At 66.3% G+C, this 13,278-nt stretch carries 12 protein-coding genes; 10 read left to right on the top strand and 2 right to left on the bottom strand.

Annotated elements, in window-relative coordinates; translation table 11 throughout:
• Positions 1-143 precede the first annotated feature (143 nt).
• Genes AB4Y44_RS11265 through AB4Y44_RS11245 form a run of 5 tightly spaced genes read left to right on the top strand, consistent with a single transcriptional unit; the run spans position 144 to position 5,007 of the window.
• Entirely contained in the window at positions 144-1,073 is a 930-nt protein-coding gene (locus AB4Y44_RS11265; protein WP_342924040.1) for an ABC transporter substrate-binding protein, read from the top strand.
• A gap of 45 nt (positions 1,074-1,118) precedes the next feature.
• Complete coding sequence (locus AB4Y44_RS11260; protein ID WP_368699559.1) at positions 1,119-1,958, top strand: ABC transporter permease subunit; 840 nt, start codon at positions 1,119-1,121, stop codon at positions 1,956-1,958.
• Entirely contained in the window at positions 1,958-2,701 is a 744-nt protein-coding gene (locus AB4Y44_RS11255) for an ABC transporter ATP-binding protein (RefSeq protein ID WP_368699558.1), read from the top strand. The genes AB4Y44_RS11260 and AB4Y44_RS11255 overlap by 1 nt, the downstream gene beginning before the upstream one ends.
• 34 nt (positions 2,702-2,735) lie before the next feature.
• Positions 2,736-3,743, top strand: a complete 1,008-nt coding sequence (locus tag AB4Y44_RS11250) for an NrtA/SsuA/CpmA family ABC transporter substrate-binding protein (protein ID WP_342924037.1) — start codon at positions 2,736-2,738, stop codon at positions 3,741-3,743.
• A gap of 22 nt (positions 3,744-3,765) precedes the next feature.
• Entirely contained in the window at positions 3,766-5,007 is a 1,242-nt protein-coding gene (locus AB4Y44_RS11245) for an acyl-CoA dehydrogenase family protein (RefSeq protein WP_368699557.1), read from the top strand.
• 21 nt (positions 5,008-5,028) lie between these two features.
• Here the strand turns inward: AB4Y44_RS11245 and AB4Y44_RS11240 are convergent, their stop codons facing one another.
• Positions 5,029-6,090: an LLM class flavin-dependent oxidoreductase gene (locus AB4Y44_RS11240; RefSeq protein WP_368699556.1), complete on the bottom strand. Its 1,062-nt coding sequence runs from the start codon at positions 6,088-6,090 to the stop codon at positions 5,029-5,031.
• Between the two features lie 246 nt (positions 6,091-6,336).
• On the opposite strand from AB4Y44_RS11240, the gene AB4Y44_RS11235 reads away from it, so the two are divergent.
• Complete coding sequence (locus tag AB4Y44_RS11235) at positions 6,337-7,323, top strand: aliphatic sulfonate ABC transporter substrate-binding protein (RefSeq protein WP_368699555.1); 987 nt, start codon at positions 6,337-6,339, stop codon at positions 7,321-7,323.
• A gap of 9 nt (positions 7,324-7,332) precedes the next feature.
• Here the strand turns inward: AB4Y44_RS11235 and AB4Y44_RS11230 are convergent, their stop codons facing one another.
• Positions 7,333-8,790 (bottom strand): NAD(P)-binding domain-containing protein, encoded by a 1,458-nt coding sequence (locus AB4Y44_RS11230; RefSeq protein ID WP_368699554.1) that lies wholly within the window; start codon positions 8,788-8,790, stop codon positions 7,333-7,335.
• A 226-nt stretch (positions 8,791-9,016) separates the two neighbouring features.
• Here AB4Y44_RS11230 and AB4Y44_RS11225 point away from each other — a divergent pair, with 226 nt between their 5' ends.
• Genes AB4Y44_RS11225 through AB4Y44_RS11210 form a run of 4 tightly spaced genes read left to right on the top strand, consistent with a single transcriptional unit; the run spans position 9,017 to position 13,143 of the window.
• Entirely contained in the window at positions 9,017-10,093 is a 1,077-nt protein-coding gene (locus AB4Y44_RS11225) for an LLM class flavin-dependent oxidoreductase (protein ID WP_368699553.1), read from the top strand.
• A 19-nt stretch (positions 10,094-10,112) separates the two neighbouring features.
• Positions 10,113-10,943 (top strand): class II aldolase/adducin family protein, encoded by an 831-nt coding sequence (locus AB4Y44_RS11220; protein ID WP_368699552.1) that lies wholly within the window; start codon positions 10,113-10,115, stop codon positions 10,941-10,943.
• Positions 10,943-11,539 carry a cysteine dioxygenase gene (locus AB4Y44_RS11215; RefSeq protein ID WP_368699551.1) on the top strand — a complete coding sequence of 199 codons (597 nt, stop codon included), beginning with the start codon at positions 10,943-10,945 and terminating at the stop codon, positions 11,537-11,539. Before AB4Y44_RS11220 ends, AB4Y44_RS11215 begins: the two co-directional genes overlap by 1 nt.
• The gene (locus tag AB4Y44_RS11210; RefSeq protein WP_368699550.1) at positions 11,536-13,143 is read left to right on the top strand and encodes a rhodanese-related sulfurtransferase; all 1,608 of its coding nucleotides are present in this window, start codon (positions 11,536-11,538) and stop codon (positions 13,141-13,143) included. The genes AB4Y44_RS11215 and AB4Y44_RS11210 overlap by 4 nt, the downstream gene beginning before the upstream one ends.
• Positions 13,144-13,278: the final 135 nt, after the last annotated feature.

Here is a 13,278-nt window from a genome sequence, read left to right as displayed (position 1 = left end):
GCTTAGCGTCGTTGCAGCGCTTCGTTCAAGCGGCGTCGCATTTGCGATCTGCATATTTCCTTAGAAGAACAATGCGTTTGCCTTATACGGGAGCGCTCCGTATCGTGCTCTCTTCGTCACACGCATTACCCAGGGAATCTTTCATGCGCCGCGCTTATGTCCGCTTTCTTGTCGCTATTGCTGCAACGTTGCCGCTGGCCGCATCCGCCGCCACGCTCAAGGTCGGCGACCAGCAGTTCCAGACGCGCGGCATACTCGAAGCGTCGGGCCAGCTAAAGGATGTGCCCTACGAGATCGAATGGTTCAATTTCCCCGCCGCGCAGCCGCTTGGCGAAGCGCTCAATGCGGGCGCGATCGACGTTGGCGGTCTGGGCGACGCCCCGCTCATCTTCGCGTACTCGGCAGGCGCGAAAATCCGCGCCGTATCGGCCGCACGCTCGACGCCTGTCGATCTTGCGATCGTCGTGCCCGACACCTCGCCCATCCGCGACGCCGCCGACCTCAAGGGCAAGCGGATCGCCACCACGCGCGGCTCGATCGGCCACTATCTCGCCGTCGCCACGCTCGAGCATGCGAACCTCAAGCTCACCGACGTGATCTTGTCGTACATGCAGCCCGTCGACGCCCAGGCCGCGCTCGCCACCGGCAGCGTGGACGCCTGGTCCACATGGGACCCTTACGTGGCGCTCACCGAAGCGCGCCAGCATACGCGCAGCATCGCGAACGGCGTGGGCGTTTCGTCGGGCTTGAGCTTCGAGGCCGCCACCGATACGGCGATCCGCGACAAGCACGCCGAACTCGCCGACTTCCTGCGTCGCGTGGCGGCCGGCCAGCGCTGGGCGCTCTCGCATCCTGACGAAGTCGCGGCGATCCAGTCGCGCGTGACGGGCCTGCCCGCCGACGTGCTCAAGACCGTCTATCAGCGCGCGCAACTGCATCCCGTGCCGATTGACAACAGCGTGATCGCCGAGCAGCAGCGCACCGCCGATCTCTACCTGCGCGCGGACGTCATCAAAACACGCCTCGACGTTGCGCCGAGCTTCGACAAACAGTTCTCGTCGACCGCTCCCTGAACGGGCGTCCATCGCCCGGACACTCACCGCAATTACGGAACCGACATGGCTGACGTCACCTCCTCTTCAAACCGCTATGGACTGCCTTCGCGCGCCGGCGGCTCGCGGCTTTCGACGGGCCGCTTTTACTACTGGCTCTCGTGGGCGATCCCCGCGCTGATCGTCGTAGTCTGGGAACTCGCGGCGCGCGTGGGCTGGATCGCGCCGCAAGTGCTACCGGCGCCGAGCAGCGTCGCCGCGACAGCGTGGGACCTTGCCCGCAGCGGCGACCTGTTCGTGCACCTCGGCGTCTCGCTGCTGCGTGCCGTCACCGGCTTCCTGATCGGCGGCACGATCGGCCTCGTGCTTGGCGTACTGGTGGGTTTTTCCCGGCTCGCGCAGGCGCTCATCGACCGGTCGATCCAGATGGTGCGCGCGATTCCCTTTCTCGCGATGCTGCCGCTCGTCATCGTGTGGTTCGGCGTGGGCGAAGTCGCGAAGATCTTTCTGGTCGCGCTCGCCGTGCTGTTTCCCGTCTACATCAACACGATGCTCGGCATTCGACAGATCGATCCCAAGCTGATGGAACTGGCCAAGGTGATCGGCTTGAACTGGCCTGCCGTGGTGCGCCGGATCATCCTGCCTGGCGCCATGCCTTCGATCCTCACCGGCGTGCGTTACGCGCTGGCGCACGCGTGGCTCGCCCTCGTGATCGCCGAAACGCTCGCGACGACCAAGGGCATCGGCTTTCTCGCCATGGACGCTCGCGAGTTCCTGCAAACCAACGTCATCCTGTTGACCATGATTATTTACGCGATCATCGGCGTTGCCGCGGACGCGCTGGTTCGCTCGCTCGAAGCGCGCTTCCTCTCCTGGCACGCTAACTACGTGAAGGAGGCGAAATAATGGGCTCCACCGTCGCGTTGTCCCTTCCTGCGAATGGCGCGCATCGCGCCGCAAACGAAGCCGCCGCGGCGCCGTCCGCAGTATCGGTGCGCGGCCTGCAACGACGCTATGGCGAGCGCGTCGTCATCGAGGCACTCGACCTCGATATCCGCAAAGGCGAATTCGTCGCGCTGCTTGGCGAAAGCGGCTGCGGCAAGACCACGCTGCTGCGTGCGCTCGCGGGCCTCGACAAACCGGATGCCGGGCAGATTCGCGCGCCAGAGCGGCCCTCCGTGGTGTTTCAGGAGCATCGTCTGCTGCCCTGGGCCACCTTGTGGGAGAACGTCGCGCTCGGCCACGAGTCGAGCGTCGGGCGCACCGGTGCCACCCGGGCACTGGCCGAAGTCGGCTTGTCAGGCCGCGAGGACGACTGGCCGCGCAATCTGTCCGGCGGTCAGGCGCAGCGCGTGGCGCTCGCGCGGGCGCTCGTGCGCGACCCCGCGCTGCTGTTGCTCGATGAACCGTTCGCCGCGCTCGACGCGCTCACGCGCATCAAGATGCACGGGCTCGTGAAGGAGCTGGTCGCGCGCCACGCGCCGGGCGTGCTGCTCGTGACCCACGACGTCGACGAGGCACTCGCGCTCGCGGACCGGATACTCGTCATGCGCGCCGGGCGCATCGCGGCTTCGTTTCACACCAAAGACCGCACGCCGCAGGCATTGCGGCTCACGCTGCTCGAGGGACTGGGCGTTCGGTCGCACTGATCCGCTCCGCTCTCTACAGAAGGAACCACCACGAATGAACGATGTTTCACTGACTCGCCGCCAGCTTCTGCTCGCGGCGGGAGGTTTGCTTGCCGGCGCCGCAGCTGCGCCTCTTCTTTCCGCGCAGGCGGCCGAGCTGCCCCGCAAGCTCACGCGCAACACCGACACGGTCCGCATTGGCTGGGGTTATGGCGCCCTGCCCGACATCGCCAGGCAGCGCGGCGTATTCGAGAAGACGCTCGCCGCGAAGAACATCAAGGTCGAATGGGTCGGTCCGTTCCCGAACCATGCGCCCTCGATTCAGGCCGTGGTCGGCGGTAGCGCGGACTTCGGCTTCTGGGGCTCCACCACGCCCGCGCTCGCCGCCATGCTGGCCGGCTCGCCCATCGTCTTCACCGGCTTCGACGTGTATTCGCCGCGGTCCACAGCCATCATCGTGAAGAAGTCGAGCGGCATCAACTCGGTTGCCGACCTCGCCGGGCGCAAGGTCGCGGTGAACCGCTCGGGGCTCGGCGAGTTCCTGCTCATCGCGGCGCTGGAGAAGCACCATATCGACCGCGACAAGGTCGAGTTCGTCTATCTGAATCCGCCCGATGCGGCGCCTGCATTTGCCCAAGGCAGAGTCGACGCATGGTCGATGTGGTCGCCCGCCGTGGATATCGCACGCTATTCGAATGACGCGAAGGACATTTTCAACGAGGGGCGCGATCTCGACTTCCTCATCGACTACAGCTCGCTCGTGACACGTCGCAAGTTCTCCGAAGAAAATTCGGAGCTGGTGCGCGCCGTGCTCGACGCGTATTACGTGGAAGGCGCCTGGCAGTCGGCGCATGCCGCCGAATCGGAACTGCTCGTACAGAGGGAAGCGAAGTATCCGGACCAGGTGCGCGACCATTTGACGAGCCTGAAGCGCGTGAACCAGTTTCACGAGCCCGACGACGCGGCCTTCATGGCGCAGTTCCAACGCGCCGCGGACTGGCTCGCGCAACGCAAGATCATCAACGCGCCCATCAAGGTCGCCGATTACAGCGTCAAGGTGTGACGCGCCATGAACGGGAATGCGCATGTCTGAAACCTCCACCCTCCAGCCCGGCGGGATTGCGTTCGTCTCGCCCTTGTCCGCCGCGCTCGGGTTCTCCGAAGCGATAAGCGGGATCGCCGCGACGGCGGCACAGCGCGAGCGGGAGCAGCGCCTGCCGCACGAAGAGATCGCCACGCTGAAGGCGCTCGGCTTCGGCGCGTTGCGCCTGCCCGTCGATGATGGCGGCCGCGGCCTGTCATTGAGCGAACTCTTCGCCGTGGCGCGTGACGTCGCCGCGGCCGATTCGAACATCGCCCACGCCTTGCGCAATCACTTCTGGCAAGTGGAAGCCGCGCTCAAGCAACGTACCCTGCCGTTCCATGCGCACGTGCTCGACCTCGTGCGCCAGCGCAAGACGATCGGGCTCAGTTTCGTCGAAAGCGACGCGACGGCGGCCGGCGCGCGACCGAGTCGCGTATTGAGCCGCCTGGAATGGGACGAGCGCAAACGGGTGTATCTGGGTTCGGGCGACAAGGTCTACGCGACAGGTAATCTGTACAACGATGCATTCATCGGTGTCGCTGTGGAAAGCCGCGCGAACACAACTGTGCAATATGTGCTCGAACGCGGCGAAGGCGTGAGCGACGAGGACGACTGGCAGGGTTTCGGGCAGCGCCTGACCGGCTCCGGCACCGCGCGATTCCGCAACGTCGTGGTAAAGGTCGAGCATGTCTATGCGCCCGACCCGCCGAAAGCGCCCGAAGCCGCGCCGTGGGGCTTCACCTTCCACCAGGTCTACCTGACCAACTGCATTGCCGGCATCGTTCGGCGCGTGGTGCTCGATGCGCTCGAGGTGCTGCGAGGGCGCAAGCGCAACTTCTACCACGGCGGGGCGGCGCATCCCGCTGACGAACCGGCACTACAGGCCCTGCTGGGCCGCATTCGCGCCTACGCAGCGAGCATCGAGGCGAGCGCCGACCGCGCCGTGCAGGCGCTGCAACGCGCGTTGGATAGCGAAGGCACGAACGAGGAATACGCCGCCACCCTCGCTGCGACGCTCGCGGCTTCGGAGGCCAAGGTCGTGATCGACGATCTCGCGCCGCAAGTCGCGAGCTGGCTCATCGACCTCGGCTCCGGCTCCGTGGTGTCGAGCGTGGGCGCGCTGGACAGGCACTGGCGCAACATCAAGGTCATCGCCTCGCACAATCCGCGCCTCTACAAGGAGCGCCTGCTCGGCCAGAACCTGCTGACTGGCCAGCTTCCGCCAACGGGCGCGTTCTTCTGATCGCGCCCGCCGCTACCCGCTTCACACTGCGAGTTCGCGGCGCACGCGCGGGACGATCTCCTGCGCGAAGCGCCGCATATCGTCTTCGAACGGCTGGAACTGGAGCATGAATAGCTCGACGCCCGCCCGGTGAAAGGCCGCGACGCGACGCGCGACCGTATCGTAGTCGCCGACGAGGCCGGCGGCCGTACCGCCATTGGAACCCACGCGCGCCGAGCGGGCGAAGGTCTTGAACATTTCGGCGTTCGGGTCGATGTTGGCCTTCTGGCGCTCGCGAAGCGGCTTGTCGAGTTCGGCCAGAGCGAAGAGATGCTCGAGATGGGCCTCGGCTTCCGCCTGCGTTTCACGTGCGATCACGAACGCGGAGAGGCCAAAACGCAACGCTTCGTGGCCGGCGGGCCGCGCGCGTGCCGACACGTCGGCGATCAGGGCCGCCACGTCGTCGAACGGCTGGCCGTTGATGAACCACGTATCGCCGTGCGCGGCAACAAGCGAGCGCGCCGGTTCAGACTCGCCACCCACATAGATGCGCGGACGCGCACGAAACGGATCGGCCGGAAGCAGCCGGTAATCGTCGATGTGGAAATGGCCGCCGTGATGGGTCACGCGCTCGCCGCGCAGCAACGCGTCAACCACCGAGATCCATTCGCGGCCATAGTGGTAGCGATCGTCGTGTTCCGGAAACGGGATGCCGGCGCGTTCGAGTTCAGGCCGGTTCCATGCGTTCACGAGGTTGATCGCAAAGCGGCCGCCGCTGATGTGCTCGATCTGCTGCGCCATTTTCGCGAGCACGACCGGATGGTGGAGAAACGGCTTGATCGCGGCGATGATCTCGATGCGCGAGGTAAGCGCCGCGAGCGCCGCCGAAGCGGTCCACGCCTCGAGCTGGTCGAGTGCGGGATCGTGCGGATTGACCGTATGCTGCGCCACGAGCACCGAGTCGTAGCCAAGCCGCTCGGCTTCGAGCACGAGCGCCTTGTTGCGGGCCCACGAGGCATCGTAGGGTTCAGCGGGGTCTTGCAGCGCCGCGCGGCTTCCGTGCACGAGCGCCCAGATGCCAAAACGTGGGAAAGAACGGGACATCGCGCGAGAACGTCAAAGGACGGAAATGATCGGGCATCCATACTAACGCCACGTGCGTCACGGCCAATCCAATATCTGCTGATATCAAAGCCGTGAAAACGCATTAAGGCGAATCACGCCGCTGATATTGCGCGTTCACCCGGCTAAAGCGCTCCCGCGCGAATCCTTAGCAGAATCGCTTCGTTGCCTTGTGCGCGAAGGTCATCCAGCATTTTCGATTCGTCAACTGAATCCGCTGGGTCCGCCATGTTCTCTCCCTCCCGCCGCCGCCTGCTCATTCATGGATCGATTCTCGGCGTCGCGGCGACCACGGGCCTCGCTGTTGCTGCACCGGCTTCCACGCTGCGTATCGGCTATCAGAAGTCGTCTACGCTGATCACCGTGCTCAAGGCGCAAGGCAAGCTCGAAGCCGCGCTCGCGCCGCTCGGTGTGAGCGTGAGCTGGAGCGAGTTCGCGAGCGGCCTGCCGCTCACCGAAGCGCTCAATGCGCAAGCCGTGGATTTCAGCGCCGATGTTGCCGACACCGTGCCGATCTTCGCGCAGGCCGCACATGCGCGCTTCGTCTACGTCGCCCAGGAAGCGCCCTCGCCCGGCGCGCAGGCCATCATCGTCAAGCGCGCGGGTGCGCTGCGCACGCTCGCCGACCTGCGCGACAAGGACATCGCCGTGACGAAGGCGGCCGGCAGCCACTATCTGCTACTGGCTGCACTCGCGCAGGCGAACGTGGCCGCCGAAGCAGTGCGCATCCACTACCTCACGCCTGCAGACGGGCGCGCCGCTTTCGAGAACGGCAGCGTCGACGCGTGGGTGACGTGGGACCCCTATGTGGCCTCGGTCGACCAGCAGCCCGACGTGCGCGTGCTCGCCGACGGCAAGGGGCTCGCCACCTACCAGCGCTACTACCTCGCCTCCACGCGTTTTGCGCAGGCGCGGCCGGACGTGATCGCCGTGGTCTATGCGCAGTTGCGCGACGCCGGTCAATGGGTGCGCAGCGCGCCGCAGGACGCCGCGCGGCTGCTCGCGCCGGTCTGGGGGCTCGATGCGCCCACCATCGAGCGCGCCAACGCACGCCGAAGCTATCTCGTGCGCGAGGTCAGCGCCCCGGTTTTCGGCGAGCAGCAGAAAATCGCCGACACGTTCTTCAACGCGCATCTTCTGCCTGCCCCGGTGGAAACGGCGCACGCCGAGCGCTGGGACTTCGCACAAAAGCGGGCGGTTGCGATCGGCGCGTAAGCCTCGCCGTCACCGCGATTGCGCCGGCTCGACGCGCTCTTCACGGTACACACTGTCCACATACAGCGACGGCTCGAAATCGGCGGCCACCACGGCGCTCATCCGCGCCTCATGCGCCTCGATATCGTCGAGAAACAGATCCTCGCTGATGCGCCGGATCACGGCGGGGATATCGCGCTTCATGCTCGGCACGTCGCCAACAGGCAGCCCGCGGCTCACGAACGCGGCCGGATTGAAGACGTGAACATTGCGCAGGAACGGCGCCGTGCCCGGCGCCTTCTCCAGGTATTCGAGCGCCGCGCCGAGGTAAGGATGCGCGCCGAGCGCCTCGTCCTGCTCGTGCGGCGCCGGCGTGTAATGATCGCGCCAGAGCAGCACGTGATCGGCCAGGTCGGCAAGCTCGGGCCGCGCGTGCAGATCGACGGCGTAACCTGTTCCGGCAATCACGAAATCGAATGCGAACGTTGCGTCGTTCACCCGCGCCGCTACACGCGTGCCCTCCACCGTCGCGCGTTGCCACACGGCGTCCAGATGCAGATGGAAGTTCGGGAAGCGCGTGGCGCGTGAGACGGCGTCGGCGGGCGGCGTCGATCCCGCGCGGCGAAAGCGCAGCGCCTGACGCCAGCGCAGCGCGTCGGGAAGCGCGGGATAGTTGTCGTAGGCGCCGGGATACGCACGGGCGCGCGTCACAGGAAGGCTTGGCAACAGCGCGCGACGCACGAAGAGATGCACATCGGCAGCGCCCGCTTCGAGCGCCGTCGCCGCCGCGTCGAACGCCGAAGCCGCGCCCCCCACCACTGCGACGGACTTGCCGCGTAATGCGGCGAAATCGATCGCATCGGACGTATGTGCGAGGTGCGTGCGCGGCAGCACGGCCAGCGGCGCGGCGACGTTGGGCTTGCCATTGCCCGCCACGCCGTTTGCGAGTATCACCTTACGCGCCGTTTCCACACGCCGCACGACGTCGTCGCCGTGACGAACGTCCAGATGTAGCCTGAAGTGCGCACCAATGGGTTCGATGCGTGTGAGCGTCGTGCCGTAACGAACCGCGATGCCGAGGAATTCCCGATACCACGCGAGATACTCGGCCCAATCTTCCCGGCCAATGCGCTCGAACGCCGCGTAAGCGGCCTCGCCGTGGCGCGCTTCGTACCACGCCTGGAAGCTCAGCGCGGGCAACCCTGCTTCCGGCCCCGCCAGTGTCTTGGGCGTGCGCAAGCGCTGCATGCGAGCGCGTGTGGTCCAGACACCCGCCTGCGGCGCGCCAGCCGCGCCGTCGATCACGCTGACCTTGCCGATCCCTGCGCGCCGCAAGCCGAACGCGAAGGCCGTGCCGCTCTGGCCACCGCCCACGATGACCACGTTGTGATCGATGCCGTCACGGTTGACGACCCAATCTTCCGGGTCGGGGCCGATGAGGCGCAGTGTGGTGTGCGCATGACGGTCGCGCAGTGTGGGATCGCTCATGGGAATGTCCTGCGAAGGGGCACGTGGGGCGCAACCGCGCGCCGGAAATCCGAGTATCGGTGAGCACTCGCGCGCCGGCAAAGAACGATTCGGACTTTCCTTTTTCGGCGCGCGGCATGTCGCTGCTTGTCATGTGCAAATGGAATGTTTATCAGCATTCAATATTTAAACCTCGCATGCTCGGGTGGTAGCCTCTTTTGATCGTTCGTCCATCCAGGGAGCCCGCATGAGCATCGAATTCATCGGCATGATCCAGCAGCGCAAGGTGTCGGAGACGCATCTCGCCGAAGGTCCGGCCATCGACGTCGACTACGTTCGCGACTTTGCGCAGGCGCACGAACACGCAGGCTTCGACCGCATTCTCGTGCCGCACAGCTCGGTCAGCCCCGACGCCACGCTGACGATCGCCTATGCGGCGAGCGTGACGTCGCGCGTGCATTTCATGCTGGCGCACCGTCCAGGCTTCGTTTCGCCAACGCTCGCCGCGCGCCAGCTCGCGACGCTCGATCACTTTTCCGGCGGCCGGCTCGCCGTGCACTTCATCTCGGGTGGCAGCGACGTCGATCAACGGCGCGACGGCGACTACCTGAGCCACGACGAGCGCTACGCGCGCACCGACGAGTACCTGCAGGTGCTCAAACGCGTCTGGACCGAAAGCAAGCCGTTTGACCACGAAGGCCGGTTCTATCGCTTCGAACAGGCGTGGTCGGAGGTCAAGCCGCGTCAGCAGCCGCACGTGCCGATCTACTTCGGCGGCGCTTCCGAAGCCGCGCTCGCGGTCGCCGGCAAGCACGCGGATGTGTACGCGCTGTGGGGCGAATCGAAGCAAGGCGTGGCCGACCTGATTGCTCGCGTGCGTGCCGAAGCCGCGAAACACGGACGCCAGGTGCGCTTCTCCGTTTCGTTCCGGCCGATCCTCGCCGACACCGAGAAGGCGGCGTGGGAGCGCGCCGAACACATCCTCGACGAGACGCGCCGCCTGCGCGCCGAACAGGGTCTCGACAAGGGTGGCCCGCTTCAGAGCGAAGGCGCGCGCCGCCTGCTCGGGGCAGCGGGCGAAGGCGTGCGCGCCGACGACCGGCTGTGGACCGCCGTCGCGAAGGAAATTGGCGGGCGCTCGAACTCGACGGCGCTCGTGGGCACGCCTGGCCAGGTGGCGCAGACGCTCGCTGAATATCACGCGCTGGGTGTGACGACGTTCCTGATTCGCGGCTTCGACCCGCTCGAGGACGCCATCGATTACGGCCGGGTGCTGATTCCGGCCACGCGCGAACTGGCCTCGCGCGTGCGCGCCGCCGCCTGAAACGGCTGGAGAGACCGCCATGAGCCACACCGACACCGCAGATATCGGCACCGCCGCGCCGCGCGTCGACTTCCGGCATGCGCCCATCCGCAAGTTCTGGTTCGACGACGAAGCAACGCCCGCGCGCACACTCGACGAAGAGCGCCGCCATCGGCAGGAACGGCTGGCCGGTGCGTTCCGCCTCTTTGCGCGCTACGGCTTCGACCAGGGGCTCGCGGGGCATATCACGGCGCGCGACCCCGAATGGCCCGATCACTTCTGGGTCAATCCGCTCGGGTTGCATTTCGCCCGCATCAAGGTGTCCGACCTGCTGCTCGTGAACCGGCATGGCGAGATCGTCGTGGGCGCGGGCCCCGTGAACCAGGCGGCATTTGCCATTCACGCGGCCATTCACGAAGCGCGACCGGATGTCGTGGCCGCGGCCCATACTCACTCGCTTTACGGTAAGGCCTGGTCGACGCTTGGCCGCACGCTCGATCCGCTCACCCAGGATGCTTGCGCCTTCTACGAAGACCATACGCTTTTCGACGACTTTCGCGGCGTGGTGCTCGACACAGATGAAGGCGCGCGCATTGCCAACGCGCTGGGCCAACGCAAGGCTGTGATTCTCAAGAATCACGGTATTCTCACAGCCGGCCCGACCGTCGAAGCCGCGGCATGGTGGTATATCGCGCTCGACAACGCCTGCCATACGCAATTGCTGGCGCAGGCCGCCGGCCAGCCACAACCCATTCCTCACGAGGTCGCCGCGCTCACGCACACGCAGGTGGGGCGCCCCGGCGGCGCAGCCTATGCGTTCGAGAGCCTCTATGCAGGGCTTGTCGAGCGCGAACCGGAGTTGCTCGACTGATGGGCATTCACAAGCTTCGCCGCTTCGTCGGCACGATTGCGGAACTCGTGGACCACGCGCCGCGCGAGTCCAAGTTGATCGATCACGGCCTCGATGCGTTGCGCGAACTCGTGCGCGACGACGACTGGTTGCCCGAAGCCTACGCCGCGCATTCGCCTGAGCGCTATCAGCAATACCTGCTCTATGCCGACGCGCGCCAGCGCTTTTCGGTGGTCAGCTTTGTCTGGGGACCGGGCCAGCAAACGCCCGTTCACGACCACACGGTGTGGGGCCTGATAGGCGTGCTGCGCGGAGCCGAATATGCGCAGACCTACGCGCACGACGCGGCGGGTGCGTTGCATCCGCTGGGCCGCGAGGTGTTGCTTCAGCGCGGCGAGGTGGAGGCCGTCTCGCCGACGCTCGGCGACATCCACCGCGTGCGCAATGCCTACGACGATCGCGTTTCGGTCAGCATTCACGTATACGGTGCAAACATCGGCGCGGTGCGCCGGTTTACCTATCCGGCCGACGCCCCGCCCAAGCCCTTCATCTCCGGCTACTCGAACGACGTCCTCCCGAACTTCTGGGATCTCAGCAAGGAACCCAACGCCTCATGAAGTCATTTCCCGTACGCACGTATCAGGACGTGCGCGACGCCCTGCTCGCCCGCCGCGAGATCGCTCTGCTCGACGTGCGCGAGGAAGATCCGCATGCGCAAAGTCATCCGCTTTTCGCCGCCAATCTGCCTCTCTCGAAGCTCGAACTCGACGCCTGGACGAAGCTGCCGCGCCGCAGCGTGCCGATCGTGTTGCTCGACAACGGCGAAGGCTTCGCACAGCGCGCGGCCACGAAGCTCGACGCGCTTGGCTACACCGATATCGCACTGCTGGATGGCGGACTCGCGGGGTGGATACGCACGGGCGGCGAAGTGTTCCGCGACGTGAACGTGCCAAGCAAGGCGTTCGGTGAATTCGTCGAAGCGGAGCGCCATACGCCTTCGCTGACGGCCGAGGCCGTGAATGCGCTGCTCTCGAGCGGCGAAGATGTCGTCGTGCTCGACGCCCGCCGCTTCGACGAATACCGCACGATGAACATTCCCGGCAGCATCAGCGTGCCGGGCGCGGAACTCGCGCTGCGCGCCCGCGCGCTGGCGCCCAATCCCGCTACGCGCGTCATCGTGAACTGCGCGGGGCGCACGCGCAGTATCATCGGCACGCAATCACTCGTGAATGCGGGGCTGCCGAACCCCGTGGCGGCACTGCGCAACGGCACGATCGGCTGGACGCTGGCTGGGCAGACGCTCGAGCACGGCAGCACACGCCAGTTCGAACCGCAGGCGGGACGCGACGCGGCCACGCTCGCGCAATCGCGCGCGGCGGCCGCCGCGCTCGCCAGCCGCGCGGGCGTGCAGCGCACGACGCTCGCGAAAGCCGAACAGTGGGCCGCCGACACGTCGCGCACGACGTATCGCTTCGACGTGCGCACGCCTGCCGAGTATGAACACGCGCATGCGCCAGGGTTTCAGGGTGCGCCGGGCGGGCAGCTCGTCCAGGAAACCGAAATGTTCGCGCCGGTGCGTGGCGCACGCGTGGTCCTGTTCGACGACGACGGCGTGCGCGCCAACATGACCGCCTCCTGGCTCGCACAGATGAACGTCGACGTGTATGTAATCGACGCAGCCCGCACCGAGGATCTCACCGAAGCGGGCGTATGGCGCGCGCCGAAGCCCGCTGCCGCCAGCGTCCCGACGATCACGCCCGAAGCGCTCGCCACGCGTCTTGCCGCGAGCGATCATGGCACCGTCGTGCTCGATTTCACGTCGAGCGCCAATCACGTGAAGGCACATATTCCCGGTGCGTGGTGGGCGCTGCGGTCGCATCTCGCACCAGGCTTCGATGATTTGCGCGCGCTGCCCGATGCGCGCCGTTACGTCGCCGTGTGCATGACCAACGCCCTCGCACCGTTCGCCGCGTCCGAGATAGCCTCGCTCACGGGCAAGCCCGTCGAAGTGCTGGAAGGCGGCACGGCGGCATGGATACACGCCGGTCTGCCAGTGCAAAGCGGCGACGCGCATCTGGCCTCGCCGCGTATCGACCGCTACCGGCGCCCTTACGAAGGCACCGATAACGCCCGCGAAGCGATGAATGCGTACCTCGAATGGGAATACGGGCTCGTGGCGCAGCTAGGGCGCGACGGCACGCATGGATTCTTCGTGATCTGAAGGCGGCGGCGCGACAGGGGGCGCGCCGCGCTTGTCAATCCACATTCGAGCCCAGCGAAAGGCATACGCTCGCGACAGGCCTTCGAGAACATCGCAAGCAAACGCGTCCGTGCCGGACAACAGATCGTGTTCGCC

Source organism: Paraburkholderia sp. BR10937, from assembly GCF_040965695.1.
Lineage (GTDB): Bacteria > Pseudomonadota > Gammaproteobacteria > Burkholderiales > Burkholderiaceae > Paraburkholderia.
Note: the sequence above shows the minus strand (reverse complement) of the source record. Positions and strands in the feature narration are given on the sequence as shown.

What these genes read in the sequence shown, in the direction of transcription:
- AB4Y44_RS11235 (WP_368699555.1), top strand. Translation starts at nt 6,337, where the DNA reads ATGTTCTCTCCCTCCCGCCGCCGCCTGCTCATTCATGGATCGATTCTC.
- AB4Y44_RS11240 (WP_368699556.1), bottom strand. Translation starts at nt 6,090, where the DNA reads ATGTCCCGTTCTTTCCCACGTTTTGGCATCTGGGCGCTCGTGCACGGA.
- AB4Y44_RS11215 (WP_368699551.1), top strand. Translation starts at nt 10,943, where the DNA reads ATGGGCATTCACAAGCTTCGCCGCTTCGTCGGCACGATTGCGGAACTC.
- AB4Y44_RS11220 (WP_368699552.1), top strand. Translation starts at nt 10,113, where the DNA reads ATGAGCCACACCGACACCGCAGATATCGGCACCGCCGCGCCGCGCGTC.
- AB4Y44_RS11260 (WP_368699559.1), top strand. Translation starts at nt 1,119, where the DNA reads ATGGCTGACGTCACCTCCTCTTCAAACCGCTATGGACTGCCTTCGCGC.
- AB4Y44_RS11230 (WP_368699554.1), bottom strand. Translation starts at nt 8,790, where the DNA reads ATGAGCGATCCCACACTGCGCGACCGTCATGCGCACACCACACTGCGC.
- AB4Y44_RS11225 (WP_368699553.1), top strand. Translation starts at nt 9,017, where the DNA reads ATGAGCATCGAATTCATCGGCATGATCCAGCAGCGCAAGGTGTCGGAG.
- AB4Y44_RS11250 (WP_342924037.1), top strand. Translation starts at nt 2,736, where the DNA reads ATGAACGATGTTTCACTGACTCGCCGCCAGCTTCTGCTCGCGGCGGGA.
- AB4Y44_RS11210 (WP_368699550.1), top strand. Translation starts at nt 11,536, where the DNA reads ATGAAGTCATTTCCCGTACGCACGTATCAGGACGTGCGCGACGCCCTG.
- AB4Y44_RS11255 (WP_368699558.1), top strand. Translation starts at nt 1,958, where the DNA reads ATGGGCTCCACCGTCGCGTTGTCCCTTCCTGCGAATGGCGCGCATCGC.
- AB4Y44_RS11265 (WP_342924040.1), top strand. Translation starts at nt 144, where the DNA reads ATGCGCCGCGCTTATGTCCGCTTTCTTGTCGCTATTGCTGCAACGTTG.
- AB4Y44_RS11245 (WP_368699557.1), top strand. Translation starts at nt 3,766, where the DNA reads ATGTCTGAAACCTCCACCCTCCAGCCCGGCGGGATTGCGTTCGTCTCG.